Here is a 25,097-nt window from a genome sequence, read left to right as displayed (position 1 = left end):
GAAGCAGCTGCCTGTGTCATCGGGCAGCTGCTTTTGCGTGAGGAAAATCATTCGTTACCAGTCTGTAACCCTTTCCTGCCGAACATTTCCTATCATAGTAGGGAACTTTAGAGAAGGAGGCGTTACCGTTGAACAAAAGCGTAAACAAAGGGATCTCAGTGCTGCTAGCCACTGCGGTACTGGCAAGTCCAGTGATGCTCGAGCCAAAAGCGGCTTATGCTCTCTCTATCGAGGATGTTTCTGCAGACAGTACACGTGTGGACGAGGAAACAGAATATACGATTGAGTTCGAAATCAATAAGGACCTATCATCAGGCGACAGTATTTTCGTTAGGTTCCCATCTGACTATTCGGTAGATAAAAAATTGAAAAAATCGGACGTCACGCTAAAAGATGACGATAATGACAAGATTTCGATCGACAGCGTATCCGTAAGCAAAAATGTGGTTGAGGTCGAAGTCGATGAGAAGATCAGAAAAGGCACTGTGCTTACACTAACCATTGATAATATCACCAACCCGGAAGACAAGGGTAGCTACGAAATCGAAGTGAAAACAAGTGCGGAGACCAGCTACAAGGGCGACAAGATTACGATCAGCAAATCTTCGTCTAGCAGCAGTAGCAGTAGTAGCAAGGGTGACTTCGAGGCTTCCCCTAGCAGTAAAAATGCCGAGGATTCCATCTCCTTAACGCTCGGAAAATTTAATCTCAGCTCGAAAAGCAGGCTGAAAGAGGGCAAATACATTTATGTCAATTTCCCCTCCAAGGACATGCTGCCAAAGAGCATCAGCAAATCTGATGTGAAGGTAAACGGCTACAAACCGGATTACGTCTCGATTCTTGACAGCGACTCGATTCGGATTGAGATCCCGAGCGGTGCAGACGGAGATAGCTACATAAAGCTGGAGTTTACCTCTTCCGCGGGAATTGTAAACCCATCGAAACCAGACAAATACTATTCGTATGAAGTCGAATATGACAGCAAAGAATACAAGTCAAAAGATGTAGAGATTACAAACACAAGCAATACGCCATTCACCGTTTCTTTGTCGGATAGTGCAGCAGGAGCGCGTACGAGCTATACATTTGACGTGGATCTTTCCAACAAGCTGGGGTCGAACGCAGAAATCGAAGTCGAATTCCCAAATGGAGTAACCGTTCCACCGGTTCTTACCAGTAACAGCGTCTCTGTCAATGGCGCACAAGTGACGAATGTAAGCGTGTTGGGGAATAAGGTTTATTTCCGCACACCCTACGGATTCAGTAGTACGAATCGCGCGAGCATCAAGTTTGCATTCGAAGGCTACTTGACCACTCCGAGAACAGCGGGAACCTATACCGTGACGGCCAAGATCGACAACAAGACCTATAAGTCGAAGGAATTTCAAGTTTCCGGAGTGACTCCACCAGTCGCGGTGGATAATACATTGGCAACGGTTGGGCTGACAAGAGCGACTGCCTCTACTCCTGCTGGTATTTCAATCGGCATCAAAGCGATGGGTGCTCCGATTGTTCGTAATCAGGGCTTCATTGAAGTCGTACTCCCAGTTGGCTTCCGTGTTCCAGCTTACTTGCCAGCGAACACAGTAACGGTGAACGGTGTGGCCGCTAGCTTTGTTGGTGTACGCGGACAGAATCTGATTATTATTCCTGCCCAGGATATTCCGGCAAAAACAGTAGCTCAGGTCAATATCGCCGAGACAGCTGGCATTGTGAATCCGGCTACTCCAGGTGTGTACAGCATTGGCGTCTACAACTCCGAGGAGAGAGGCCTGCTCTTCTCCCGTCCGGCGACCATCGTGGCTCTGAATGGTGTTAGCTTCAAGCAGAGCGTCGCTTCCTTTACGAAGGCTGGTAAAACAACCGGACTCGCAGTGGCACCGTATACCGTCAATGGCAACACGCTAATGCCAACTACGTTTTTCCGTGATGCCCTCGGGTTCTCGATCAGCTACACCAAAACAACGGCAAAAGTCGTAAGCGGCAATACGGTCATGCAATTCAAGGTCGGTTCAAACGTAGCGACCATCAATGGCAAGAATGTAACGCTGCCTGCAGCGGTTCAGTTGAAAAACAACGTTCCTACCCTACCTCTGAAAACCATCACGGAGCGTACCGGTTACAAAATCATCTACGTGAACGGGAACTACACCGTTTACAAGTAAAGATAGTGAGACGAAACCCCGTATTTATACGGGGTTTTCTTTTGTGTATGGACCGTTTTTGTTCTAACAGGACATCCCTCCCCATACGATAGTACAAGAAGGGTACGTGAGGAGGGAGTAATCATGAACGATCACACGAGACGGCCACGTCATGAAGTCGTGATGATTAATCGTCGCAGCTTAGCGATTTCGGGAGTAAAAAACGTCGAAAGCTTTGACAGCGAAGAATTCCTCTTGGAGACGGACGGCGGCTTTTTAACCATACGAGGCCAAAACCTGCATATGAAAAATCTGAGTCTGGAAACCGGAGAAGTAGCGATCGAGGGGCTCGTTCACGAGATGGCCTATCTGGAGCAAGGGCAGGCCGGCGATCGGTCGAGAGGATTCTTCGGCAAGTTATTCAAGTGAACATCGTTATCCAGTTGCAGACGGTATTGGCCATGTCGACGTGTGGTGCACTGATGGGGATGGGATTTGATACGTACCATGTATTTAAGGGCAGGGCCAGACTGCCACTCTGGTTGGTCTTTTTCTTTGACATCCTTTTTTGGGTGGGCAGTATGGGCGTTGTCTTCTTAGTTTTGGTGAAAGTGAACGACGGGATCATTCGGTTTCCGATATTTTTTGGAATGATATTTGGCGCGTGGCTATATTTCTTATTAGGTAGTAAGAAGTATATCCTTTTCTTGCACCGCGTGATAAAATTCTGTCAGTGGTTTTACCGTACGGTCGTAAAAATTATAGACATCCTGCTAGTACGTCCTGTGCTCTTTCTGTTCCGCGTGATCATCATGGTGCTGACATTTTTGTATTCCGTGTTGCTCGCGATCCTCGGCTTTTTGTGGAAAGTGACGCGTTTTGTCACCTCTCCTTTTGCCAGATGGGGTCAACATTTGGGGAAAAAAATGTACGGAAAAACAACAGGATTTTGGACCAATTGGAAGAATTGGTTTCACTCAAAGAGAAAGCGGGAGTAGATTCGAGGTGGCGTACTGATGAAGGAATCAAGAACCTCTTCCATTAACCGAAAAGGACAAAGAAGGAGAATGCGTCTCTTTTTCTTTGTGATCCTGTGCTTTTTCGTCTGGACTAGCTATACCTTGTTTTTGCAAAGTGGCGAGTTGTCCAAGAAGGAGACAGAGCTGGAAGTCCTGAAGCAAGAATCAGCGGTCTTGCAGCAAAAGCAAGACGATCTGACCTATGAAGCAAGTCGGTTAAACGATCAGGAGTACTTGGCAGAGCTGGTACGTAAGCGAATTTTGTTTACCAAGCAAGGCGAAAGCATCTATATGATTCCGGATTGAGTATACAGCTGATCTTCTACGAGAGGGAGACATTCCACGTCGGAGTGTTTGTTCATCTCTCAGGCGATGTACCGGACTGGTGCAAATTAGTGAAATTGCTGACGTCTATGTCCGGGACAGCCACCCCGCTATCAGCGGGAACAGTCCCTCTTGAAGAAAAGCGTATAGAAAAAGGGCCGCGGTCGCCCTTATTTAATTCGGAAAATTATGACTTTTCTTTCTTTGTGGAAAGTGTATTTTGAATGTAAAAATAGGAAGGTCATTTCAAAGTCTTGACGAATACAGTATCCTAAGCCCGTTTCGCAAAGCGCGAATCACCTGTCAGCCGACGTTATCCGCCATAACGTCGGTTTTTTTTGTCCATTTGCGTTACTGAATTTGTCGCACGATTCCGTGAATATTCATTGGATTTTTGACAAATTTTACAATGCCCCCTCCGTATAATGGAGAAACACATTGACCAAGAACGGGGTGGAGCGAAATGATTGCGAACAAAAACGTAACACAAGCCGGACATGCTTGGACGCGGCAAGTGTCCGATCGAATGGGTACCACTGCCCAGACGTGGGGAGAAAAAGTAGCAGATTTCATAGAGAAGTGGAATGTTCTCCCCATCCTTATGGGCTTCTTATTAGGACGAGCTCTGATTGTGGAGGAGCTAACTCCCTTTGCTATACCGTATTTCATTGTCATGTTTTATATTCGAAGAGATTGTTTGCTTGTCACGGGGATGGCTCTTATTATCGGTGCTTTTACCCAGTCAGTGCCAGTTGGACTGGAAACCTCCTTGAGCGTGATACTTGCTTTCTTTGCCTGCAAACTGATGAATAAAATGCGTAAGAAAGATTTTTCACGGACGCCTTTGCTGGTTGTCGGGACGATTTTCATCAGCCGTCTGTTGTATGCGGTTCTGACCAATCAGGTAACGACTTACGAGCTCGTGATGGTTGCAGTAGAAGCGATCCTTGGCTTTGTGCTGACGCTCATATTCATTCAGTCCTTATCGATCATTCATTTGGCGAAGCCTTATGAGCCTCTCAAAAATGAAGAGATCGTCTCGTTAGTCATTTTACTGGCTTCCCTGATGACGGGTACTGTGGATTGGATGGTCGAAGGCATTTCGATGGAGCATGTACTTTCACGCTATTTGCTGCTTGTGTTTGCTTTTGTCGGTGGTGGCACGATCGGTGCGGCTGTTGGTGTGGTTACAGGTCTCATCCTCAGTCTGGCTAATGTGAGTGCTCTTTTACAAATCAATCTGCTTGCTTTTTCCGGTCTTTTGGCAGGCTTGCTAAAGGAAGGCGGAAAAGTGGGCGTATCTGCAGGCTTATTAATTGGTACGGCTATTCTCGCGATTTACGGTGGAGCAGAAGAGACACTCTACTTCTCCTTAATCGAAACCTCCTTGGCCATTGTGCTCTTCATTCTAACCCCTGCTGCTCTTTGGAAAAAAGTAGCGAGATTTATCCCCGGGACTCCTGAGAATCTACAATCCCATCAAGAATACATGCGCCGAGTCCGCGATGTGACGGCGGGCAAAATCCAGCAATTCTCCGACTTGTTTACGCAACTTTCCCATAGCTTTGCCCAGACAGCCGATCCTGAAGAAATAGAAGAACAAGCAGATGCCTTTCTCAGCCGTGTATCTGAATTCACCTGCCAAAAATGCTGGAAAAAAGAACAATGCTGGGAAAAAGATACACAATCTACCTATGAGGGCATGCGATTTTTAAGGGAAAAAGTGTACGAGCACGGTACATTGGCTGGGGTTACTCCGCCCCGTGATTGGGAGCGCAAGTGTGTCAAAACAGAAAAGGTAATGACTGTGATGGAGCAAGAATACGATCGCCAGCAATCGTTTGACCAACTGAAAAAGCAGATAAAGGAAAGCAGAATGCTCGTAGCTGACCAGCTATCTGGAGTCTCTCGGGTCATGAGTGATTTTGCCCGGGAAATACAGCGAGAGGGAATGGAGCTGAGCTTTCAGGAAAAGCAGGTCTCACAAGCATTGGAGGGCTTGGGTCTGTCGGTACGCCGCGTAGAAATACACAGCTTGGAAGAAGGGAAGGTCGATATCGAAATCAGTCAGCCGACTTGCTATGGCCGCGATGAATGCGCGAAGATCGTGGCTCCCATGCTCACGGAGATATTGGGAGAAAACATTGTGGTTCGCGAGCGGCATTGTGAAGCGCAAAAAGACGGTTCATGCACGATGTGCCTTGCTTCCGCCAAAACGTATGAGATCGATATTGGGATTGCAGGTGCAGCCAAAGACGGAAAGCTACTATCTGGTGACAGCTTCCGCACGATGGATTTGGGGAATGGAAAAATGGCGCTGGCGATCAGCGATGGAATGGGAAATGGCGAGCGGGCATCCATAGAGAGTCAATCCGCTCTCGATATGCTCCAACAGCTTCTGCGTTCTGGCATGGACGAAAAAATTTCGATCAAAACCGTTAATTCCGTGCTCGCCCTGCGCTCCAAGGAGGAAATGTTCGCGACGGTGGACTTGGCTCTGATCGATTTGCAAACCGCTCATACCCGTTTTGTAAAAATCGGCTCCACCCCGAGCTTTGTCAAAAGAAATAAGGATGTCATCACGATTACCGCCAACAACCTGCCAGTTGGAATTTTGGAAGAAATCGAGGTGGATGTCGTATCTCGTATGCTCAAGCCAGGTGATTTGCTCGTCATGATGTCCGACGGCATCTATGAAGCGCCGCGCCATATTGAAAACAGGCAAGCGTGGATGAAACGAATCATCAGCGAACTGGAGACGAATGATCCACAGGAGGTCGCTGATTTGCTATTGGAAAAAGTCATTCGCCAGCATTCCGGACAAATTGTTGATGACATGACCGTGTTGGTGGCGCGCATTGACCGCTTTGTACCACAGTGGGCTGCCATCGCGGTACATGGCATGGAGAAGCTCGAGCGTCCACGGATTGTGAGCTAGGAGTATGTTTTTTCTATTACCCGTCGATACTGTTGCTAAAAATATCCTGCGAAGTGAAGTAGAAGAACGTTCGCTACACGGAGCTGGGACTGACAAAACAGATCGAATGGGGAGATTATTGTGAAAGAAGCGACACTTCGTCAAATACTGGTAGTGACAGACGGCTGCTCCAACTCGGGGATGAGTCCTGTTGCTGCGGCGGCACTGGCAAGAGAGCAAGGAATTACGGTGAATGTGATTGGCGTAATCGACAAGAGTGAGCTGGGTGAGAAAGGGGAGAAGGAGATCAGGGATATTGCGGAAGCAGGAGGTGGACTCTGCGACATCGTGTACCCCCAACAGCTCGCGCAAACGGTACAAATGCTGACGCGAAAAGCAATGACGCGCACCATTCATCAAGTGGTCAATAAAGAATTAAAAGAGATTTTGGGCGATTCCGGAATAGAGGAGCTGGCACCTGATAAAAGAGTGCAGGTTGCTGGAATGGTTGACGAGTTGGGTGAAAAAAGCAGCTTGAACGTCGTGATGCTGGTCGATACCTCAGGAAGTATGAAGCCAAAGCTGTCGGCTGTTCAGCAAGCGATTCACGATTTTAGTATCAGTCTGCATTCACGGAGTGGACATAGTAGAATGGCGGTTGGTTCATTTCCGGGGAAACAAAAGCATCTGGATATCCGCATTCCGTGGACAGAAAAGGTCGAGCAGGCCCATCAAATTACGAGTGATTTGGCGATGAGTGGAATTACTCCTACAGGTCCCGCCATCGTAGAGGCAATTGCCCTGTTTGAGCAGGACAAGCTCCCACGCTCGCTGCAAGATCGTTACATCGATCAAGACGATGAGGACGACTCGAACGGAATGCTGCGTGACCATGTCTTTTAAGGCAGCCACCCCCGATCTGCCCAAGCACTTTACAGGCAAATGGAACAAAAAATCGTACCACGTCTTACGGGAGTTGGGGCGTGGTGCAAACGGGACCGTGTACTTGGTATCCCAAGGTGGCGTACAGCGCGCGGTTAAGGTCGGTGTGGAAGGCATGGATATTTTAATGGAAGTGAATGTGTTGAAAAGCACACAGCAGGGGCGGGATTCCAGAGTGGGACCGCTCCTGTGCGACGTGGACGATCTCGTTGTAAACGGGAAGGCCTGTACGTTTTATGCCATGGAATATCTTCAGGGCTTGCAACTGGATGAATATATTAAGCAAGAGGGTACGGACTGGGTGGCCGTGATGATGGTTCAATTGCTGGCGCGGCTGGATGTTTTGCATCAGAATGGCTATATTTTTGGCGATTTGAAGCCGCAGAATGTGATGGTTACCCAAACGGACAAGCAGGTACGCTTGATTGATTTCGGTGGAGTGACCAAGCTGGGCAATGCGGTTCGGCAGTTTACAGAAGAGTATGATCGAGCTTTTTGGCACGCAGGTGATAGGCGGGCTGAAGTAAGTTATGACCTGTTCTCGACAGCCGTGATGATGGTGCGTCTGACGGTTGGACCGGAAACGTGGAAAAACAGCCATGGTGACCCACGTCACACGATATTACTCTGTGATATAATACGAAAAAGTGACAGCCTGTACCCTTACCGGGAGCCTCTATTGAAGGCTTTTCACGGTAAGTTTGCGACCGCGAAAGAAATGCGAGCAGAGCTGTTGGCAGTCTTGCGAGATAGCATGGGCGCCAAACCGCAAAAGTCGCAAAAGAAAGCGCGGGCGAAAGGGAATGTAGGCGCGGGCATTAGCGGTCTTTTTGTCGCCTCGTTACTCCTGTTGGCTGGTACTTTGTATTACGCATGGTTTATGTGAAGGATGTGACGGTTCGTGTCCTCAGATTTGGTGATGGATACTTGCTTGTTGGCAGGCTCGATTATTTTGAAAAACGGTGGAGAGACTTACCGGACGGAAGAGACAATGGCATTGATTGCGAAGGCTGCGGGAATGGATGACGTCAACAGCTCGGCTACCCCCACCAGTATCATCCTGTCCTTTCGTTGCAGTGGATTCGATCATACAAGAATGGTTCGTACCCCAAAACGTACGACCAACCTCAATAAAATAACGCTCGTGAATGATGTTTCCCGACAGTTTGTCGGTGGGAAAATTAATTTGGAGCAAGCCTATCGGACGCTGCGTGAGATCGATCAGAAAAAGCAGATCTATCCGAAATGGTTGCAGCATCTAGCAGCTGCTACGGCCAGCGGCTCCTTTTCTATGCTTGCAGGGGGAGATTGGGGCAGTCTGGTTCCTTCTGCGATGGCCGGGTTGATTGTGAACCTGAGCCAGGAATATTTAGAACAGTTTGTCCGGATGAAGTTTTTTACGGAGTTCTCTGCCGCTTTACTAGGAGGACTTTTCGCGTTGTTGACCGTGACGGTCTTTCCGCAGTTGCATTTAAGCATCATTATTATTGGTGCGATGCTTCCGTTGTTTCCGGGGATCGCCATCACTAACTCGCTTCGGGATTTGATGGCTGGTGATTTGGTTGCAGGTGTTTCACGCGGGGTAGAAGCGATGCTGACAGCTGTCTCCGTAGCGGTAGCCACAGCCATTATTCTTTCGTTTACGAGGTGAGTACGATGTTGTTAAAAGGATTGGCGCTTAGCTTCGCCTCCTCAGTAGCGTGGTGTGTGCTATTCAATGTGCCGGTTCGAACAATCGTAGCGGCTGGTTTAGCCGGAGTGGTCGGGTTTCTCGTCTACTCCATTCTTCCGATCTACGGTGCAGAGGTCTTGCTGTCGACGTTTGTTTCAGCTGCAGTTGTCTCTTTGCTCAGTCAGCTCTTATCTATTATACTGCGAGTTCCTTCTACGAATTTTAGCGTCGCTGGCATTATTCCACTGGTCCCGGGATCGTTGGCTTACAAAGCCATGCTTGCTTTTGTAAACAACGATTATGTCGGAGGGATTACTCAGGCGACCAAAACATTGATGGTGGCCGGCGCGATTGCTTCTGGACTTATATTTGGAATTTCGGTTCTGACGATCTGGAAAGGAGCCCGCTATGCTGGCAAGCGTGCGCAACGAGATTGAGTCCGAGGGGCTTTTGCTTCCAGGTGAAAGCGTTGTGGTCGGAATATCCGGCGGCAACGATTCTACCGCACTGTTGCATATATTGGCTTCTCTCAATAAACAATACCAGTATCAATGGAAGCTGCATGCTGTCCATCTGAACCACGGCTTTCGTGGAGAAGAGGCAAGGCAGGACGCACTCTATGCAGAAGAGCTGTGTCGTGAACTCGGCGTGGTTTTCCACCTATTTGAATATGACGTCCCCGCTTATATGGAAAAGACGGGACTGGGCGGGCAAGAAGCGAGTCGCGACATTCGCTATCGGCTTTATCGAGAGGTAGGTCTGGCGCAAGGAGCGACCAAGCTGGCATTGGCCCATCATGCTGACGATCAGGTGGAAACGATTCTCTTTCGATTTGTGCGAGGCAGCAGATTGCATGGACTAACAGGGATGCCGAAGCGAAGAATGCTTGCGGATTGCCCGATTGAGCTCGTGCGTCCGCTCTTGCATAAAACGCGTCAAGAACTGGAAGGCTACTGTCGGGAACATCAACTCGTCCCTCGTGAGGATAGTAGCAACCAATCGCGCAAGTATACGCGCAATCTGCTACGTCTGGATGTCATGCCCTTATTAGAAAAAGTGAATGACAAGTATCGGGAGCATATCTTGGCAACTGCAGAGGCAATTCGGCAGGACGAAGCGCTTTTAATGAGGCTGGCGAATGAGCAGTTGAAAAAGGTAATGATTGAGAAAAAACCTGAAGCATTTTTGATGGACAATGACAAGTTTCAAACTTGTGACGTTGCTTTACAAAGGAGAATGATTACTCTAATATTAAGTTATCTCTCAAAACATACCGAATGGTCTTCGCAACATGTGGAGACCGTTTTGCACATGCTAGGGGGAAGTCGCCCTTCTGCGGAATTGCATTTGCCCAATGACCTGGTAGTCGACCGGGTGTACGAGCGAATCACTTTTCGTCGTAGAAAGCGACAGGATCGCATACATACGTATAGTTACGAACTCGCCGTTCCCGGTGTAACCTGGATCGACGAGAGCAAGGCCACGGTACATATTACTTACCTGGAAGGTCCCATGGATTGGGAGCGACTCTCGGCGAATGAAGCGGTCTTTGATGCCGATCAGTTGCCAGGATCGCTGTATTTGCGTAACCGAAAACCTGGAGACCGCATCACCCTGTTTGGCTCAGCAAATGGAAAGAAGCTAAAGGATTTATTGATTGATGCCAAATTTCCACGAGCGTGGCGTGACAAGCTTCCGCTTTTGACGGCGGGAGATGAGGTGATTTTGGTACCAGGTGTGCGCCGTTCCGCCGTAGCGCCTATCAATGGACAGACCAGGCGTTTTCTACACGTGCGGGTAGAGTTTGGAGAAGATTGGCGGGAGGTTTTTTCATGAATCAAGACATCGAGAAGATTTTGCTATCAGAAGAGGATATTGCGGGTAAAGTTCGAGAACTGGGTGAGACGCTGGCTGCAGAATACAAGGATAAAAATCCATTGGTCATCTGCGTGCTGAAAGGCGCAGTCATTTTTATGGCTGATCTGATCCGTCATATGAGCATTCCGTGCGAAATGGACTTTATGGCAGTTTCCAGCTACGGAAGTGGAACAGAGTCCTCTGGCATGGTGAAAATCTTGAAGGATCTCGATACATCTGTAGAAAACAGACACGTACTGGTTGTAGAAGACATCATGGACAGTGGACTGACGCTGAGCCGCTTGGTAGAGCTGTTGCGCCATCGGGAAGCTGCTTCTGTAAAAGTGGTGACTCTCTTGAACAAACCAGAGCGTCGCAAGGTGGATATTTCACCGGATTACAAGGGTTACGATGTTCCAGACGAATTCGTTGTGGGATATGGCTTGGACTATGCCGAGCACTACCGTAATCTGCCGTATATCGGTGTATTGAAGCCTGAGGTCTACACGAAGTAGGTTTGTTGTGGAGACCGTACTTTCTATGATAAAATGTGAAAAGTGTCTGTTCGTGAGAGGAGGTAAGGAATGAATCGCTTTTTTCGTAATACCGGGTTCTACCTACTGATTTTTCTTGTCACGGTCGGGATCGTGAATTTCATCCTCTCCGGTACTGATAAGGTTGGGAAACTTACATATCAGGAATTCCGGGTACAGCTAAAAGCTGACAACGTCACCGATTTGTCTATTCGACCTGAAAATGGTACTTACAGAGTAGAGGGTACGTTGGCTAAAGCTATTCCGGGACAGGAAAGCAACAAATTCTTCACCAATGTTTTTTTGTATGACTCAGATATTATTAAGCTAGTCGAAGAGAAAATTGATGCACAAAAGATGAAGAATGTAGTTGTTAATCCTGCCGAGGGTAACAGCATTTGGCTCACGTTCTTGACCTCTATCATTCCTTTTGTCATCATCTTCATCCTGTTTTTCTTTCTTCTGAATAATGCCCAAGGTGGCGGAAGCCGAGTAATGAACTTCGGTAAAAGCCGCGCGAAGCTTTACAACGAAGAAAAGAAACGCGTTACTTTTGACGACGTAGCAGGAGCGGACGAAGAAAAGGCTGAGCTGGAGGAAGTCGTCGATTTCCTGAAAGACAACCGCAAGTTCAATGCAGTTGGCGCTCGTATTCCAAAAGGGGTACTGCTCGTAGGTCCTCCGGGTACAGGTAAAACCTTGCTCGCGCGTGCTGTTGCAGGCGAAGCTGGTGTGCCATTCTTCAGCATCTCCGGTTCTGACTTCGTGGAAATGTTCGTTGGGGTGGGTGCATCCCGCGTACGTGACCTGTTTGAAAATGCTAAGAAAAATGCTCCTTGCATTATCTTTATTGACGAGATTGACGCCGTGGGTCGTCAACGCGGAGCTGGACTCGGCGGCGGCCACGACGAACGCGAGCAAACTCTCAACCAGTTGCTCGTAGAGATGGACGGTTTTGGTGGAAACGAAGGGATCATCATGATCGCTGCGACCAACCGACCTGACATTCTCGACCCAGCTCTCTTGCGTCCGGGACGTTTTGACCGTCAAATTACAGTTGATCGTCCTGATATCAAAGGCCGTGAAGCGGTACTGAAGGTTCATGCCCGTAACAAGCCGATTGGCGAAGACGTGAAGCTGGAAGTGATTGCTCGTGGTACATCGGGCTTCACAGGTGCAGACTTGGAGAACTTGCTGAATGAAGCGGCTCTCTTGACTGCCCGCAGAAACAAAAAGCAAATCACGATGACGGAAGTAGACGAAGCGATTGACCGTGTGATTGCAGGTCCAGCGAAGAAGTCTCGCGTAGTGAGCGAAGACGAGCGCCGTCTGGTTGCCTTCCACGAAGCTGGTCATACGATCATCGGCTACCACTTGAGAAATGCAGAAATGGTACATAAGGTAACAATCATTCCGCGCGGCCAGGCTGGCGGATACACCGTGATGCTGCCGAAGGAAGACCGTTTCTTTGCTACCAAAACAGACCTGCTCGACAAAATCGTTGGCCTTTTGGGTGGACGTGTTGCGGAAGAATTGGTGCTCGGGGATATTAGTACCGGAGCGCATAATGACTTCCAACGCGCGACTGCTATCGCTCGCAGCATGATTACCGAATACGGAATGAGCAAGCTCGGACCGATGCAATTCGGTAAGAGTCAAGGTCAGGTATTCCTGGGCCGCGACTATGGCAATGAGCGTAACTACTCCGATAAGATTGCCTACGAGATTGATGTAGAAATGCAAAACATTATCAACGAGTGCTACGCAAAGTGTACAGAATTGCTGACCAAGCACCGTGATCAGCTCGATCTGATTGCGAACACGCTGCTCCGTGTTGAGACCCTCGATGCTGAGCAGATCAAGCAATTGATCGAAACAGGTAAAATGGATAACGATCCAGATGCAAATAAAGATGTGGTCGTGAACATTCAACCGAAGCTGGAAGAAGTAAAAGAAGAAGTAAAAGAAGAACCAAAGCAAGAAGATACAAACGAAGAACCGAAACAATAAGGGGCGCCTCAGGTGCCCTTTTTTGCTATAAATCTTATGGGTGTTTAGCTCCTAAGTTTTAAAGGTTTCGATGAACCAATAAAGCTAGTGAGAAGAAAAAGCACAGGGCTGGTAGACCTTGACAGGCCAGCCCAGTCGGAACTTAAAAAAGGGAACCATGCTTGTCGAACACTTCTTCCTTGAGAAACATCCGCCCGTAGGGTGGCTTTGGCTCGACGGTCCCCTTTTTTAAGTGGAGACGCCCAGTGAATCCCCCAGTTGGCGTGTCAGAGTCGAAGAGAACTGTGCTTTTTCTTCTCCTCCACTATGTTGACTCAGTAGCAAACCCAAAACGAATGAGAGGGATTGGATATGTTGCTTACACCAGGCATGGCTGCATTTGACATGGATGGAACCTTACTGACTCACGATTCAAAGCTGACAGAAGGAACGAAAGAAGCACTTCGCCAATTGCAACAGCAAGGCTGCAAACTCGTTTTGTCTACGGGCAGGATGTATGGCTCCGCTCAAATTCCGATCGATTCCTTTCCTTTTGACGGCTATGTCTGTAGCAATGGCGGCACTGTTTTCGAGGGGGATGGCACGCTTGTCCGTCAATGGCTCCTTCCCACTGAGATGGTAATCGGTGCGATCCATGCACTGAGGCAAGAAACGATTTATTATGAGCTTCATGATACGAATAGCAATCGCTGGATGATCAAGGAAGACCGTGAACGTTTGGAAGCGACCATGAGTGAGGACGCATCAGTGGAAGGGTTCTCGATCTTGAATTTTCCATACTACAGGCTCGCACGCGTAGAGCCATTGGCAGACGTACTTGAAAAAGTAGAGTCCGGGGAAGTAGAAATCGTCAAATTCTTCATCTGGCATCAAGACCCAGATCGTCTGGAGTGGGTGAAAGAGCAGCTAAAGCCTTGGAGCGAGCAAGTGACTATCACTTCATCCGGCAAGCAGAATGTCGAAGTAATTCCTCAAGGGGTTTCCAAATGGGAAGGGCTTCAATACTTTTGTGAGAAATGGGGAATCTCCCCGGAGAAAGTGATGGCATTTGGCGATGCCGAAAATGATCGTGAGGCGTTAACAGGTGCAGGATATTCCGTCGCGATGGAAAACGCTTCTGACGAGATCAAGCAGGTAGCCAAATATATCGCCCCACACCATAATGAGGAAGGCGTAGCCCGCTTTATTCGGGAGCGCATCCTCGGAGAAAAAGGCGAGTAAGAGAATGAAAAAGCAGAAGCTGCGTCTGTACAGGCCGGTTTCTGCTTTTTTGTGCAAAATGTACCACGTTGACAAGGGGAGGTTATACGCTTACAATGACCGTAAATTATGACACCACCGTAGGGGGATTTTTTCCATGGACGCTTTAGCGTTAGAAAAAAAAGCCCAGCGCAACGCTGAGTTACGTGAACGACTGCTGCAGCTGAAGAAAGAGCGTAATGCCATCATTCTTGCTCACTTTTATCAACGTCCCGAGATTCAGGAGGTCGCTGACTTCATTGGCGATTCCTTTGGATTGGCACAGAAAGCAAAAGAAACGGATGCCGATGTGATTTTGTTCTGTGGGGTTCATTTTATGGGAGAAAGTGCAAAAATTCTCAATCCCCAGAAGACCGTCATTATTCCCGATGAACGGGCTGGCTGTCCGATGGCGGACATGGTGAACGTAGACGGACTACGCAAGCTCAAAGCACAGCATCCAAATGCAAAGGTAGTGGCTTACATCAATACTTCTGCGGATGTTAAAGCCGAAACCTATATCTGCTGTACGTCGTCCAACGCGAAGCGCGTGATCGAGTCGATCGACAGCGATGAGATCATTTGGGTGCCGGACAAAAACCTCGGCCACTATGTATCCCAATTCACGGACAAGAAAATGATTATTTGGGAAGGGTACTGCAATACGCATGACCAACTGTCTGTAGAAGACATCATGACGTTGAAGCAGCAGCACCCAGAGGCTGTGGTTGTCGTTCATCCGGAGTGCCGCCCAGAAGTGGTATCCCTGGCTGACTACGTTGGTTCCACGACCGGAATTTTGAAATACTGCCGTGAGTCTTCGCACAAAGAGTTTATTATCGGAACGGAAGACGGCACACGCTACATGCTGGAAAAGGACAGCCCGGACAAAACGTTCATTTTCGCTTCCAAGTACCTCGTTTGCCCGAATATGAAGGTGAACAACCTGAAGAAGTGCGTCGAGGCGCTGGAGAATATGAAGCCGGAGATTTTTGTGCCAGAGGATGTTGCTGATGCGGCACGTGCTTCCTTGGAGCGTATGCTTGCGGTAGCGCCTGCTTAACAGGAAGTCTGATCAAATGCAAAAAGGGAGTAGAGCGCTGGGGCTTTACTCCCTTTTTCTATTAGGAGAGAGGCACCGAAGCCTTGGCCCCATAAGGTAGCATATCCATAATATTCCACAAAAAAAGAAAAAGAAAGACCTCCTCGTCGGAAGTCTTATTATCTGTGTTTAGGAAGGCATCGGGGTAGGAGTTGGTTTTCCGTAGCCTTGCCCGTAGGTTTGGTCTATGTAGGTACGAATTTCTTTTGTAGATTTGCCTTCTGCTTTTAGCTTGCCGGAAATAACGGCGATTTCCATGCATACACCGCAGCGAGTACCGTGGTCATCCCAGACAATGGAGCCATCAGACTTTTCTTCTTTGATGAAGCAGTTGCCATTATGCCCGTGTCCGGCACTTTCACCACATCCACAATAGCATGGAATGGATTTGAGCAGCTCACGATTTGCGGCAGCAACTTTGTAGGAATCAATAATGACAGGGTCTTGGTTGTCTAAAAATTTTGGTAGCTGATCAGCGGAAGCAGTCAATTCCTGCAAATCTCCATTGGGGGCGTGCTGCGTGTGATCGCTATGATTCTGTTCAGCTTGATCAGTAGAGCCACAGCCAGTAAGCAGAGCTGCGGTGATAAAAGTAATGGCTAACCATGATTTACGTTTCATCTTGGACATACCTCCTGCCAGTTATTTTATCATAATGAGATGGAGAAATTGTGGAGCTAGGAGAGAAGATACACACTTATGACCTTTAAATCGGAATAAATCCTATTTACTTTTTGGGCTCCTCTCCGTATAATGAAAAACGACAAGAACCTAAATCGGAATCATTTTGAATTGGAGTAGGAGGAAATATAGATGAAAAGAGCGATGTTGGCAGCCCTCAGTTTCATTACGGCAGTGGGGTTGGTTGGATGTGGAGCAGCAAACGAAACGGCTGGGACTCCGCAAGCTGGCAATGAAGCGTCAGGGAAGCCAAAAGTATACACGACGATTTATCCATTGGAATATGTAGCGAAGAGAATCGGCGGTGAACACGTGGAGGTAACGAATCTGGTTCCCGCTGGCGTAGAGCCCCACGACTACGAACCAACCGCAAAAGACATGGTCGCTCTTTCTGGAGCAGATATCTTCGCTTATAACGGCAGTGGTTTGGAGCTGTGGGTAGAGAAGGCTGTAACTAACCTCGACAAAAACAAGACAACGATCGTAAATGCGACGGAAGGTCTCGAGATGATTCATGCAGCTGAGCATGAGCATGAAGGAGAAGGCCACGCAGAAGAGGCAGGTCATGACCACGGGGATCTGGACCCTCATGTATGGCTCGATCCGATGCAACTGAAGGCACAGGCGGAGAAGGTCAAAAATACACTCGTGCAAAAGGATCAGGCGCACGCTGCTGATTACGAAAAGAACTACACACAATTAGCAACAGACCTGGAACAGCTGGATAAAGATTTTAAAGATATGGTTACGCAAGCGCCGAAGAAAGAATTCATGGTTTCTCATAGCGCATTCAGCTATCTGGCAAAACGATACGGGCTGGAGCAAGTAGCGATCTCTGGGGTCAATCCTTCTGATGAGCCATCCACAACAGAGTTGAAAAGCTTGGTGGAGCATGTAAAGGAGCACAACATTTCTTATGTGCTGTTCGAGACATTGGTTTCTCCGAAGGTAGCGGAAGTGATTGCGAAGGAAGCAGGCGTGAAGACGGCTACGCTTAATCCGTTGGAAGGTTTGACGGAAGACGATGTAAAGGCGGGTCGTGATTACTTGTCTATCATGCGCGACAATATGAATACATTAAAGATTGCACTCCAATAGGCTTACCCTCGAAAAGATGTCGCTTGCCAGGCGGCATTTTTTCATTCATTAGTAGGATGCTTGTGGTTCGGGCAAAATCGTAGTACGATGAAGGGAAGCAAATAAGAACAAATCCGATTTAAGGGATGGATATTTCATGGAACCACATAAACAAGAGGTGCCTGTCATTAAGCTCACAGGCGTCTCCTTTCAATATGAAGACAAACAGGTTCTCGATGAGGTTGAATTCACATTGGAACGCGGAGACTTTGTGGGCATCGTCGGGCCGAACGGATCAGGGAAATCTACGCTGATGAAACTGATTTTGGGTCTGCTGACGCCAAACAAAGGGACAGTGGAGCTCTTCGGGCAACCGTTATCCAAGTTTCGTGAATGGAATCGAATTGGATACGTCGCTCAACAGGTCGCGCATGGAGCTGGTGGGTTTCCGGCGACAGTCCGAGAAGTCGTGTCTTCTGGATTGGTCGGCAAAGTGGGTCTTTTTCGCAGACTGACGAAACAGCATCATGAGAATGTTCGGGCTGCGGTCGAACGTGTCGGCTTGCTGGAAAAGCTAGATCAACGAATCGGCAACTTGTCCGGTGGGCAATTGCAGCGCGTATTCATAGCGCGAGCTCTCGTGGCTGAACCGGAGCTGTTGATCCTCGATGAACCAACAGTCGGGGTCGATCAGGAATCGATCGATCAATTTTACAGCTTGCTTCGTTCGCTGAAGGAAGAGAACGGATTGACGATGATGATCGTCAGCCACGATGTGGGAGTCATGTCACAATGGGTGACCAAAGTGGCTTGTGTGCAGAAGAAAATTCACTTCCACGGAACAGCACACGATTTTGAGCACAACCAAGACAAAATCTTGCAAAGTATGTACGGTGATTCGGTCAGACTGCTGTCTCATCATCATTAAGCTTTGTAAATAGGTAAGAAAGAAGGAATATACACATGCTTGCTGATTGGTGGCAGTATGACTTTTTGCGGTACACCCTGTTTTCAGGGATTTTAATTGGTCTGATTTGCCCTATTTTGGGCACATTTCTCATTGTTCGTCGGTTGTCGATGATGGCAGATGGCTTGTCACACGTCACGCTGTCTGGTGTAGCTGCCGGGATGCTCATTTCCAAAAAGGTCGCCTTTTTCTCCCTCGTCAATCCGCTTTTTTTCGGGATGTTGTTTGCGGTGATCGGTTCGTTGTTCATCGAGCGGTTGCGTAAGGTGTACAAAGCGTATCAGGATTTGGCGATTCCGATTATTTTATCTGCGGGGCTCGGGCTGTTTACGGTATTGATTAGTATCGCAGACGGTTTTAATGCAGATTTGTATTCGTACTTGTTCGGAAAAATCGTGACGGTGTCCATCGAAGACCTGTATGCGCTGATTGGTGTGGCAGTTGTCGTGTTAGGGACAGTTGTGTTGATTTACAAGGAGCTTTTCGCGGTCTCTTTTGACGAGGAATTCGCTCGCGTCTCCGGCGTGGCAAGGCGTTCGATCAACCTGTTGTTTATGGTGCTCGTCGCTCTGACGATTGCGGCTTCCATGCGGATTGTCGGTGTCCTGTTAATCTCGGCGCTGATTACGCTTCCGGTAGCGGCTAGTCTGCAAATCGCAAAAAGCTTTCGTCAAACGATTTTCTTGTCGATTTTGTTCGCGGAATTTTCCGTGCTGAGCGGTTTGTATTTTGCCTATCTCCTTGATTGGGCATCTGGTGGTACAATTGTACTGATGGCAGTACTGGTTATGCTGGTTGTATTGGGTGTAAAAAAGCTGCGGGTCGCTTTCCGATAAGAGTTTTCCAGTTATGACAAAAGGAAGGAGTGTTTGTCGATGAAAGTAGAAGAAGCGCTGCAAATATTGAAAGAACATGGTTTCAAGTATACCGGCAAGCGGGAGGAGATGATTCGAATCTGCGCAGCCGAGAAGCGATACCTGTCTGCCAAAGATATTATGGAACGAATCAAGGAGCAGTATCCAACACTCAGCTTCGATACCGTCTATCGCAACATTTCCACTTTTGTAGAGCTGGGGATTCTGGAGGAAACGGAGCTTGATGGGGAAGGCAGATTCCGTTTAGCCTGTTCGACAGATGGACACCATCATCACCATGTGATTTGTACGGAATGTGGTAAGACTTCTTCTTTGCCAGGATGTCCGATGAATATCATTTCCGCGGTACCGGAAGAGTTTCAGGTGACGGGGCACAAGTTCGAGGTATATGGCACGTGTAAGGAATGTGTAACGCATTCGAATTAATCAGATAGAGGGGAGTGCTCGCTTTTGCGGGTGCTCTTTTTTTGCATCTCCTTCAAGCGTGTATTTGCTATAATGGGTGGAAAATCATCAGTTACAAGAGAGAAGGGACACAGCCATGATTCCCCGTTATATTGTGGACTTTGATTTGCACACCTTACCTCGGATGAGGGCAGATGTAGCTGTTATTGGCGCAGGGATTGCTGGGTTGTATACGGCGTTGCAAACGAGTGAGTATGCGGATGTGGTGTTGATCAGCAAGAAGGGACTCGATGATAGTAACACACGCTGGGCTCAAGGAGGAATCGCTGCTGTAACAGCCCAATCTGATTCTCCTGCCCTTCATCGACAGGATACGTTAATCGCTGGAGCAGGTCTTTGCTCGTATAACGCTGTGGAAGTCCTGGTGCATGAAGGTCCTGATCGCTTGCATGAACTGATTGCGTATGGAACGGAATTTGACCGCGATGAACAAGGGGAGTACGAGCTGACACAGGAAGGCGCGCATAGCAAACGACGAATTTTGCATGCGAACGGAGATGCCACTGGGGCAGAGATCGTCCGCGCTTTGTCCAAGCGTGTGATGGAGCAGCCAAACATTCAGGTTTTGAAATATCATTTTGCAGTGGATGTCATTACGCAGGATGGCGAATGCGTAGGAGTCCTCGTGTGGAAGCCGGATGGCGAACTGTTTTTCCTGGAAGCCAAAGCAACGGTGCTGGCTACAGGAGGTGCTGGTCAGCTTTACCGTTACACAACGAATCCGCAAATCGCTACAGCAGATGGGATCGGCATCGCGTATCGGGCGGGCGCTCGCATAAAAGATGTGGAATTTATCCAGTTTCATCCGACTGCGCTTTACTATCCGGGTGCCCCGCGCTTTTTGATTTCGGAAGCGGTTCGTGGGGAGGGGGCCATTTTGCGTAACAGCAATGGTGATCGCTTCATGGACAAGTACCATCCGCAAAAAGAGCTGGCACCGCGTGACATTGTCGCCAGGGCGATTGTTTCAGAGATGGAACAGACGAAGTCTACGTTCGTGTATCTCGACATTACCCACGAATCGGAGGAGCTTATTAAGCGGCGTTTTCCGACGATTTATAATTTTTGCTTACAATACGGGCTCAATATGGTGACAGATTGGATTCCAGTAGCTCCTGCCTGCCATTATATTATGGGTGGGGTCCAGACTGACTTAAACGGGGAGACATCGACGAGGCGGCTTTTTGCATGCGGGGAAGCTTCCTGCACAGGGGTACATGGAGCGAATCGACTGGCCAGCAACTCGTTATCGGAAGCGGTTGTATTCGGTCACCGGATCGCGGAGCGGATCAAGCAGCTGGCTGATTTGCCAAGCATTCATCCCTTCGAGGCTGTTTCCAAGCAAAAACTGCCCCAAACGTTCAATACACGTGAACAACGATTGAAAATGCAAAAGCTCATGCTGCGGCATGTTAGTGTGAAACGTGACGATAAGGGATTAACGAAAGCACTAGCAGAGCTTGCGCGAATGGAGCAATACTACCAGTACGAGCCTGAGAGTCTGGAAACGTTTGAATTCTTCAATCTGTTGAATGCTGCCGTCCTGACAACGAGAGCGGCACTTTTGCGGGAAGAAAGCAGAGGTGGGCATTATCGTACTGATTTTCCGAATAAAGACGACTTGGTGTGGCGCAAGCATTTGATTCAGTCTGTAGAAGATGGTGTCCAAGAGGAGTGTGAGAAGCATGATGTGGAATAAACGGGAGCTTCAGCGAAAAATAGAGGAATGGCTACAGGAAGACGTGGGATTTGGTGATGTGACGACCATGAGCACGATTCCTGAATCGGAACAGGGTGTCGGCATTTTATATGCGAAGGAAGCGGGAATCGTGGCAGGCTTGCCGATTGCGGAGCAAGTATTTGCCACGGTTGACTCTACCCTCGTTTTTGAGGCAAAAGTAGAAGAAGGAGCTCAAGTGGAGGTTGGTCAGCAGATTGCGGAAGTCAGCGGCTCAGTTCGTTCGATTTTGAGCGGAGAACGACTTGCCCTTAATTTAATGCAACGTTTGTCTGGAATTGCCACGAAAACGAGTGAATACGCAACGGCCGTCGCAGGGACGAAGGCACGAGTTGTCGATACGAGAAAGACTACTCCAGGGCTCAGGGCTTTGGAAAAGTACGCAGTTCGGGTCGGGGGAGGCTACAATCACCGTTTTGCCTTGTATGATGCCGTGATGATCAAGGACAATCATATCAAAGGAGCGGGTGGTATCGCACAGGCTGTTGCAGCGGCACGCGCAGTTATTCCTCATACGATGACAGTAGAGGTAGAGGCCGAATCATTCGAACAGGTTCAGGAAGCATTGGCAGCAGGTGCCGATACGATCATGCTCGACAATATGTCCCTCGATCAAATGGTGGAAGCCGTGCAGTTTATCAATGGACGGGCCGTTGTCGAGGCATCTGGCGGTGTGAGTCTAGAGACGATTGGTGACATTGCAAAAACAGGCGTAGATATCATTTCGGTAGGGGCGCTGACTCATTCTGTCAAAGCGTTTGATATCAGTCTCGATTTGAATACACGCAAGCGGTAAGGAGCGACCACGATGTTATTGGTGATCGATATAGGCAACTCCAATATTGTGTTGGGTTTGTATGAAGGCGACGAGCTCCAACACCATTGGAGAGTGTCCACGGATCGTAACAAAACGGAAGACGAGTACGGCATGCTCGTCAAAAGCTTGTTTGGAAGCGTGGGGCTTGGCTTTGAACAGGTGAGAGGTGTCATTATCTCGTCTGTCGTGCCACCTTTAAACCTCACGATTGAACGTATGTGCGGGAAGTACATGCAACAAAAAGCGCTGATTATCGGACCGGGTATCAAGACGGGACTGAACATCAAGTATGAGTATCCGCGAGAGGTAGGTTCCGATCGAATCGTGAACGCTGTTGCGGCGATTCATCATTATGGCGCACCATTGATTGTTGTTGATTTTGGTACGGCGACGACCTTTTGCTATGTGGATGAGCGGGGGCAGTATTGGGGCGGGGCGATTGCTCCTGGTATTGGGATATCGACTGAAGCACTCTTTACCCGTGCTGCCAAGCTGCCGCGAATCGAAATTACCAAGCCTGCAAGTGTAGTCGGGCGCAATACGATTGCGGCGATGCAGGCTGGCATTTTCTATGGGTTCGTTGGACAGGTCGAAGGCATTGTACGCAGAATTATGGATGAATACGGTACGCAACCTACCGTAGTTGCTACGGGAGGGCTGGCCTCTCTTTTTGCGAATGAGACCTCTTGTATCCATGTCGTGGATCAGAATCTTACGCTAAAAGGACTACGTCTGATCTATGAGCGGAATCAATCATAGTGGCTGGCGCACGTACTTGCAGAAAAACATCTCAGGATCATCTGGATCTAGGTGAGTCAGGGTTCCGCAATGAACGTATCCGAGCTTTAGGCAGAGGCGTTGCATTCTTTCGTTGGAAAGGTTAGTGGAAGTGAACAATTTCTCCGTAGGGGAGATCGTTTCCAGATAGCGCATCATCTCCTCGCCAACGCCTCGGTTTTGATAGTGAGGGTGAACAATGAGTAGATGAATAAAGCTGTTCTTAAAAAACGATTGATTGATGATGGCAAAACCGACAATATTCATATCGATTAACGCCAAGTAGCAATGCCCTTCTTCGATGGCTTCTTGAAGCTCAGATGAACGACTGGTTGAACCGAGAACGATTGCATCAATCGTACAGACAGCAGGAATGTCTTGAGGAGTAGCTAGACGGATCGAGGTCATTCATTTCAAATCCTTTCTACTTGTAAATAGTTGCCTGTGTTGTATGGAGTGATAAAAGGGTGTTAAACTACTGGTAGAGATATTGATGAACCGACATATAAATAAAGGAGCCAATACCGTTGCAGCGGCAAGGCTCCTAAGACAAGTAGCTGTGGCACACCCACGGCGCGCATGATTACAAAAACAGCGAACCCACCGTCAGGCGGTCAACCTTAGGCGGTGGGTTTTCGCTTGTTACGCCACTTTCTTATCCAGCGGTAGAGCTTCCTGCTGCTAAACCAGAGGCTTAGCAAGGTTGCCAGTACTTTTAGGAAAAGGTAAAGCGTGCCGAGCGAGACCATCAGCATCACCTCCTTTACAGGAAGCTGTGCCGTGGTCTTCCACCGCCAGTCTTGTCTTGAGTTAAATTATACCATTTCGGCTTTCTCTATGGTGAGTTCTGTTATTAGTGTAGATACGAGCCGACTCGACAAATAGAGTGGTATTCGGCGAGTAACATTACTGCTGACAGGTAATGATATGTACGTAATTCGAATCTGTGGGTGAAGACAAAGAAAAAAGTTGAGATTTTCATTACTTTTCGTTGACAGTACATCCTCCACGCGCTACAATGGCTATTGTGCCTAGCAGAAAAGTTATGTCACATTGAACTTTTTAAGTTTCTTTAAAAAAGTTCTTGCGTTTCGGATGAAAGCATGCTAACATATGAATTCTGAAAGGCAAACAAGCGGATCGCTTTGATCCACTTCAAATATACGGATGGATGTCCGAGCGGCCGAAGGAGCACGATTGGAAATCGTGTAGGCGGTGTCGAACCGTCTCGTGGGTTCAAATCCCACTCCATCCGCCATCACTTTCTTAGAAATGGCCCGTTGGTGAAGCGGTTTAACACAGCAGCCTTTCACGCTGTCATTCAGGGGTTCGAATCCCCTACGGGTCACCTAGCAAAACGCCCTGCAATCGCAGGGGTCCTGGAGGCTTAGCTCAGCTGGGAGAGCATCTGCCTTACAAGCAGAGGGTCGGCGGTTCGATCCCGTCAGCCTCCACCACTTATATTAATGGACAAGGAAGGTCAGCTAAAAGCGCCACGTCCTGTGGCAACACTGACACTCAGTCGTCCTGACTATCGCGGGATGGAGCAGCTCGGTAGCTCGTCGGGCTCATAACCCGAAGGTCGCAGGTTCAAATCCTGCTCCCGCAACCAAATATGGAGCTGTGGTGAAGTTGGAGTTCACGCCGGTCTGTCACACCGGAGGTCGCGGGTTCGAGTCCCGTCAGCTCCGCCATTTCAACCTTGATGGTTTGAAATAGCGATAAATATAGTGAGAGCCATTAGCTCAGTTGGTAGAGCATCTGACTTTTAATCAGAGGGTCGAAGGTTCGAGTCCTTCATGGCTCACCAGTTTTTAAAACAAGAGATAGAACTTCATATGCGGTCGTGGCGGAATGGCAGACGCGCTGGCTTCAGGTGCCAGTGGTGGCAACACCGTGGAGGTTCAAGTCCTCTCGACCGCACCAAGAAATTCTCTCATA

Annotated in this window: 23 protein-coding genes and 7 tRNA genes; 28 read left to right on the top strand and 2 right to left on the bottom strand. The window is 48.4% G+C overall.

The annotated features are described in order from the left end of the window. Nucleotides 1-128: 128 nt before the first annotated feature. From HPY31_RS26380 to nadA, 14 genes are all read left to right on the top strand, one after another. Nucleotides 129-2,165, top strand: a complete 2,037-nt coding sequence (locus tag HPY31_RS26380) for a copper amine oxidase N-terminal domain-containing protein (RefSeq protein ID WP_172143052.1) — start codon at nt 129-131, stop codon at nt 2,163-2,165. Nucleotides 2,166-2,288: 123 nt separating this feature from the next. Beyond that, on the top strand, nt 2,289-2,573 hold the full coding sequence (yabP, locus tag HPY31_RS26375) for a sporulation protein YabP (RefSeq protein WP_007726414.1): 285 nt from the start codon (nt 2,289-2,291) through the stop codon (nt 2,571-2,573). Further along, entirely contained in the window at nt 2,570-3,142 is a 573-nt protein-coding gene (gene yabQ, locus HPY31_RS26370; RefSeq protein ID WP_172143051.1) for a spore cortex biosynthesis protein YabQ, read from the top strand. The genes yabP and yabQ overlap by 4 nt, the downstream gene beginning before the upstream one ends. Before the next feature lie 18 nt (nt 3,143-3,160). Next, the gene (locus tag HPY31_RS26365) at nt 3,161-3,469 is read left to right on the top strand and encodes an FtsB family cell division protein (RefSeq protein ID WP_064202221.1); all 309 of its coding nucleotides are present in this window, start codon (nt 3,161-3,163) and stop codon (nt 3,467-3,469) included. A 481-nt stretch (nt 3,470-3,950) separates the two neighbouring features. Beyond that, on the top strand, nt 3,951-6,425 hold the full coding sequence (gene spoIIE / locus HPY31_RS26360; protein WP_016740927.1) for a stage II sporulation protein E: 2,475 nt from the start codon (nt 3,951-3,953) through the stop codon (nt 6,423-6,425). A 120-nt stretch (nt 6,426-6,545) separates the two neighbouring features. Further along, complete coding sequence (locus HPY31_RS26355) at nt 6,546-7,307, top strand: vWA domain-containing protein (RefSeq protein ID WP_012683887.1); 762 nt, start codon at nt 6,546-6,548, stop codon at nt 7,305-7,307. Next, nucleotides 7,264-8,232 (top strand): serine/threonine protein kinase, encoded by a 969-nt coding sequence (locus HPY31_RS26350; protein ID WP_172143050.1) that lies wholly within the window; start codon nt 7,264-7,266, stop codon nt 8,230-8,232. The genes HPY31_RS26355 and HPY31_RS26350 overlap by 44 nt, the downstream gene beginning before the upstream one ends. 15 nt (nt 8,233-8,247) lie before the next feature. After that, nucleotides 8,248-8,997: a threonine/serine exporter family protein gene (locus HPY31_RS26345; protein ID WP_172143049.1), complete on the top strand. Its 750-nt coding sequence runs from the start codon at nt 8,248-8,250 to the stop codon at nt 8,995-8,997. 5 nt (nt 8,998-9,002) lie between these two features. Beyond that, nucleotides 9,003-9,455, top strand: a complete 453-nt coding sequence (locus HPY31_RS26340; protein ID WP_012683890.1) for a threonine/serine exporter family protein — start codon at nt 9,003-9,005, stop codon at nt 9,453-9,455. Continuing rightward, nucleotides 9,427-10,854: a tRNA lysidine(34) synthetase TilS gene (gene tilS, locus HPY31_RS26335; protein WP_016740931.1), complete on the top strand. Its 1,428-nt coding sequence runs from the start codon at nt 9,427-9,429 to the stop codon at nt 10,852-10,854. Before HPY31_RS26340 ends, tilS begins: the two co-directional genes overlap by 29 nt. After that, complete coding sequence (gene hpt, locus HPY31_RS26330; protein ID WP_012683892.1) at nt 10,851-11,390, top strand: hypoxanthine phosphoribosyltransferase; 540 nt, start codon at nt 10,851-10,853, stop codon at nt 11,388-11,390. Before tilS ends, hpt begins: the two co-directional genes overlap by 4 nt. A 69-nt stretch (nt 11,391-11,459) precedes the next feature. Beyond that, nucleotides 11,460-13,418 (top strand): ATP-dependent zinc metalloprotease FtsH, encoded by a 1,959-nt coding sequence (ftsH, locus tag HPY31_RS26325; protein WP_172143048.1) that lies wholly within the window; start codon nt 11,460-11,462, stop codon nt 13,416-13,418. 351 nt (nt 13,419-13,769) lie between these two features. Further along, nucleotides 13,770-14,639 (top strand): HAD family hydrolase, encoded by an 870-nt coding sequence (locus tag HPY31_RS26320; protein WP_172143047.1) that lies wholly within the window; start codon nt 13,770-13,772, stop codon nt 14,637-14,639. Nucleotides 14,640-14,775: 136 nt separating this feature from the next. After that, on the top strand, nt 14,776-15,720 hold the full coding sequence (nadA, locus tag HPY31_RS26315; protein WP_012683896.1) for a quinolinate synthase NadA: 945 nt from the start codon (nt 14,776-14,778) through the stop codon (nt 15,718-15,720). A gap of 168 nt (nt 15,721-15,888) precedes the next feature. Here the strand turns inward: nadA and HPY31_RS26310 are convergent, their stop codons facing one another. Next, nucleotides 15,889-16,380, bottom strand: a complete 492-nt coding sequence (locus HPY31_RS26310) for a PCYCGC domain-containing protein (protein WP_016740934.1) — start codon at nt 16,378-16,380, stop codon at nt 15,889-15,891. A gap of 192 nt (nt 16,381-16,572) precedes the next feature. On the opposite strand from HPY31_RS26310, the gene HPY31_RS26305 reads away from it, so the two are divergent. The 7 genes from HPY31_RS26305 (at nt 16,573) to HPY31_RS26275 (ending at nt 23,138) form a co-directional block, all read left to right on the top strand. Next, nucleotides 16,573-17,538, top strand: a complete 966-nt coding sequence (locus HPY31_RS26305) for a metal ABC transporter substrate-binding protein (protein WP_172143046.1) — start codon at nt 16,573-16,575, stop codon at nt 17,536-17,538. A 136-nt stretch (nt 17,539-17,674) separates the two neighbouring features. Next, nucleotides 17,675-18,445, top strand: coding sequence for a metal ABC transporter ATP-binding protein (locus tag HPY31_RS26300; RefSeq protein ID WP_012683899.1), 771 nt, complete (start codon nt 17,675-17,677; stop codon nt 18,443-18,445). 35 nt (nt 18,446-18,480) lie between these two features. Next, complete coding sequence (locus HPY31_RS26295) at nt 18,481-19,320, top strand: metal ABC transporter permease (RefSeq protein ID WP_016740937.1); 840 nt, start codon at nt 18,481-18,483, stop codon at nt 19,318-19,320. A gap of 39 nt (nt 19,321-19,359) precedes the next feature. Next, on the top strand, nt 19,360-19,785 hold the full coding sequence (locus HPY31_RS26290) for a Fur family transcriptional regulator (protein ID WP_016740938.1): 426 nt from the start codon (nt 19,360-19,362) through the stop codon (nt 19,783-19,785). A 115-nt stretch (nt 19,786-19,900) separates the two neighbouring features. Beyond that, entirely contained in the window at nt 19,901-21,523 is a 1,623-nt protein-coding gene (gene nadB / locus HPY31_RS26285; protein WP_172143045.1) for an L-aspartate oxidase, read from the top strand. Beyond that, nucleotides 21,510-22,358 (top strand): carboxylating nicotinate-nucleotide diphosphorylase, encoded by an 849-nt coding sequence (gene nadC, locus HPY31_RS26280; protein WP_172143044.1) that lies wholly within the window; start codon nt 21,510-21,512, stop codon nt 22,356-22,358. The genes nadB and nadC overlap by 14 nt, the downstream gene beginning before the upstream one ends. Before the next feature lie 12 nt (nt 22,359-22,370). Next, a complete protein-coding gene (locus tag HPY31_RS26275) occupies nt 22,371-23,138 on the top strand; it encodes a type III pantothenate kinase (protein WP_172143043.1) in 768 nt (255 codons plus the stop codon). Here the strand turns inward: HPY31_RS26275 and HPY31_RS26270 are convergent. Next, nucleotides 23,133-23,564: a GNAT family N-acetyltransferase gene (locus tag HPY31_RS26270; RefSeq protein WP_172143042.1), complete on the bottom strand. Its 432-nt coding sequence runs from the start codon at nt 23,562-23,564 to the stop codon at nt 23,133-23,135. The genes HPY31_RS26275 and HPY31_RS26270 overlap by 6 nt on opposite strands. 757 nt (nt 23,565-24,321) lie before the next feature. Between HPY31_RS26270 and HPY31_RS26265 the strand changes: the two genes are divergently transcribed. The 7 genes from HPY31_RS26265 (at nt 24,322) to HPY31_RS26235 (ending at nt 25,082) form a co-directional block, all read left to right on the top strand. Then, a tRNA-Ser gene (locus HPY31_RS26265) sits at nt 24,322-24,414 on the top strand. Nucleotides 24,415-24,430: 16 nt separating this feature from the next. Next, nucleotides 24,431-24,504 (top strand) — tRNA-Glu (locus HPY31_RS26260). A gap of 33 nt (nt 24,505-24,537) precedes the next feature. Continuing rightward, nucleotides 24,538-24,613: transfer RNA gene (locus tag HPY31_RS26255), tRNA-Val, on the top strand. A 78-nt stretch (nt 24,614-24,691) separates the two neighbouring features. Next, a tRNA-Met gene (locus tag HPY31_RS26250) sits at nt 24,692-24,768 on the top strand. Nucleotides 24,769-24,773: 5 nt separating this feature from the next. Further along, nucleotides 24,774-24,850 (top strand) — tRNA-Asp (locus HPY31_RS26245). A gap of 40 nt (nt 24,851-24,890) precedes the next feature. Then, a tRNA-Lys gene (locus HPY31_RS26240) sits at nt 24,891-24,966 on the top strand. A gap of 30 nt (nt 24,967-24,996) precedes the next feature. Continuing rightward, a tRNA-Leu gene (locus HPY31_RS26235) sits at nt 24,997-25,082 on the top strand. The last annotated feature ends 15 nt before the right edge of the window (nt 25,083-25,097 follow it).

The organism is Brevibacillus sp. HB1.3 (assembly GCF_013186635.1).
Taxonomy (GTDB): Bacteria; Bacillota; Bacilli; order Brevibacillales; family Brevibacillaceae; genus Brevibacillus; species Brevibacillus brevis_D.
This window is presented reverse-complemented; position numbering and strand designations above follow the sequence as displayed.

What these genes read in the sequence shown, in the direction of transcription:
- spoIIE (WP_016740927.1), top strand. Translation starts at nt 3,951, where the DNA reads ATGATTGCGAACAAAAACGTAACACAAGCCGGACATGCTTGGACGCGG.
- ftsH (WP_172143048.1), top strand. Translation starts at nt 11,460, where the DNA reads ATGAATCGCTTTTTTCGTAATACCGGGTTCTACCTACTGATTTTTCTT.
- HPY31_RS26295 (WP_016740937.1), top strand. Translation starts at nt 18,481, where the DNA reads ATGCTTGCTGATTGGTGGCAGTATGACTTTTTGCGGTACACCCTGTTT.
- nadB (WP_172143045.1), top strand. Translation starts at nt 19,901, where the DNA reads ATGATTCCCCGTTATATTGTGGACTTTGATTTGCACACCTTACCTCGG.
- HPY31_RS26350 (WP_172143050.1), top strand. Translation starts at nt 7,264, where the DNA reads ATGAGGACGACTCGAACGGAATGCTGCGTGACCATGTCTTTTAAGGCA.
- hpt (WP_012683892.1), top strand. Translation starts at nt 10,851, where the DNA reads ATGAATCAAGACATCGAGAAGATTTTGCTATCAGAAGAGGATATTGCG.
- HPY31_RS26290 (WP_016740938.1), top strand. Translation starts at nt 19,360, where the DNA reads ATGAAAGTAGAAGAAGCGCTGCAAATATTGAAAGAACATGGTTTCAAG.
- HPY31_RS26305 (WP_172143046.1), top strand. Translation starts at nt 16,573, where the DNA reads ATGAAAAGAGCGATGTTGGCAGCCCTCAGTTTCATTACGGCAGTGGGG.
- nadC (WP_172143044.1), top strand. Translation starts at nt 21,510, where the DNA reads ATGATGTGGAATAAACGGGAGCTTCAGCGAAAAATAGAGGAATGGCTA.
- HPY31_RS26310 (WP_016740934.1), bottom strand. Translation starts at nt 16,380, where the DNA reads ATGAAACGTAAATCATGGTTAGCCATTACTTTTATCACCGCAGCTCTG.
- HPY31_RS26300 (WP_012683899.1), top strand. Translation starts at nt 17,675, where the DNA reads ATGGAACCACATAAACAAGAGGTGCCTGTCATTAAGCTCACAGGCGTC.
- HPY31_RS26365 (WP_064202221.1), top strand. Translation starts at nt 3,161, where the DNA reads ATGAAGGAATCAAGAACCTCTTCCATTAACCGAAAAGGACAAAGAAGG.
- yabP (WP_007726414.1), top strand. Translation starts at nt 2,289, where the DNA reads ATGAACGATCACACGAGACGGCCACGTCATGAAGTCGTGATGATTAAT.
- HPY31_RS26275 (WP_172143043.1), top strand. Translation starts at nt 22,371, where the DNA reads ATGTTATTGGTGATCGATATAGGCAACTCCAATATTGTGTTGGGTTTG.
- HPY31_RS26340 (WP_012683890.1), top strand. Translation starts at nt 9,003, where the DNA reads ATGTTGTTAAAAGGATTGGCGCTTAGCTTCGCCTCCTCAGTAGCGTGG.
- HPY31_RS26320 (WP_172143047.1), top strand. Translation starts at nt 13,770, where the DNA reads ATGTTGCTTACACCAGGCATGGCTGCATTTGACATGGATGGAACCTTA.
- HPY31_RS26270 (WP_172143042.1), bottom strand. Translation starts at nt 23,564, where the DNA reads ATGACCTCGATCCGTCTAGCTACTCCTCAAGACATTCCTGCTGTCTGT.
- tilS (WP_016740931.1), top strand. Translation starts at nt 9,427, where the DNA reads ATGCTGGCAAGCGTGCGCAACGAGATTGAGTCCGAGGGGCTTTTGCTT.
- nadA (WP_012683896.1), top strand. Translation starts at nt 14,776, where the DNA reads ATGGACGCTTTAGCGTTAGAAAAAAAAGCCCAGCGCAACGCTGAGTTA.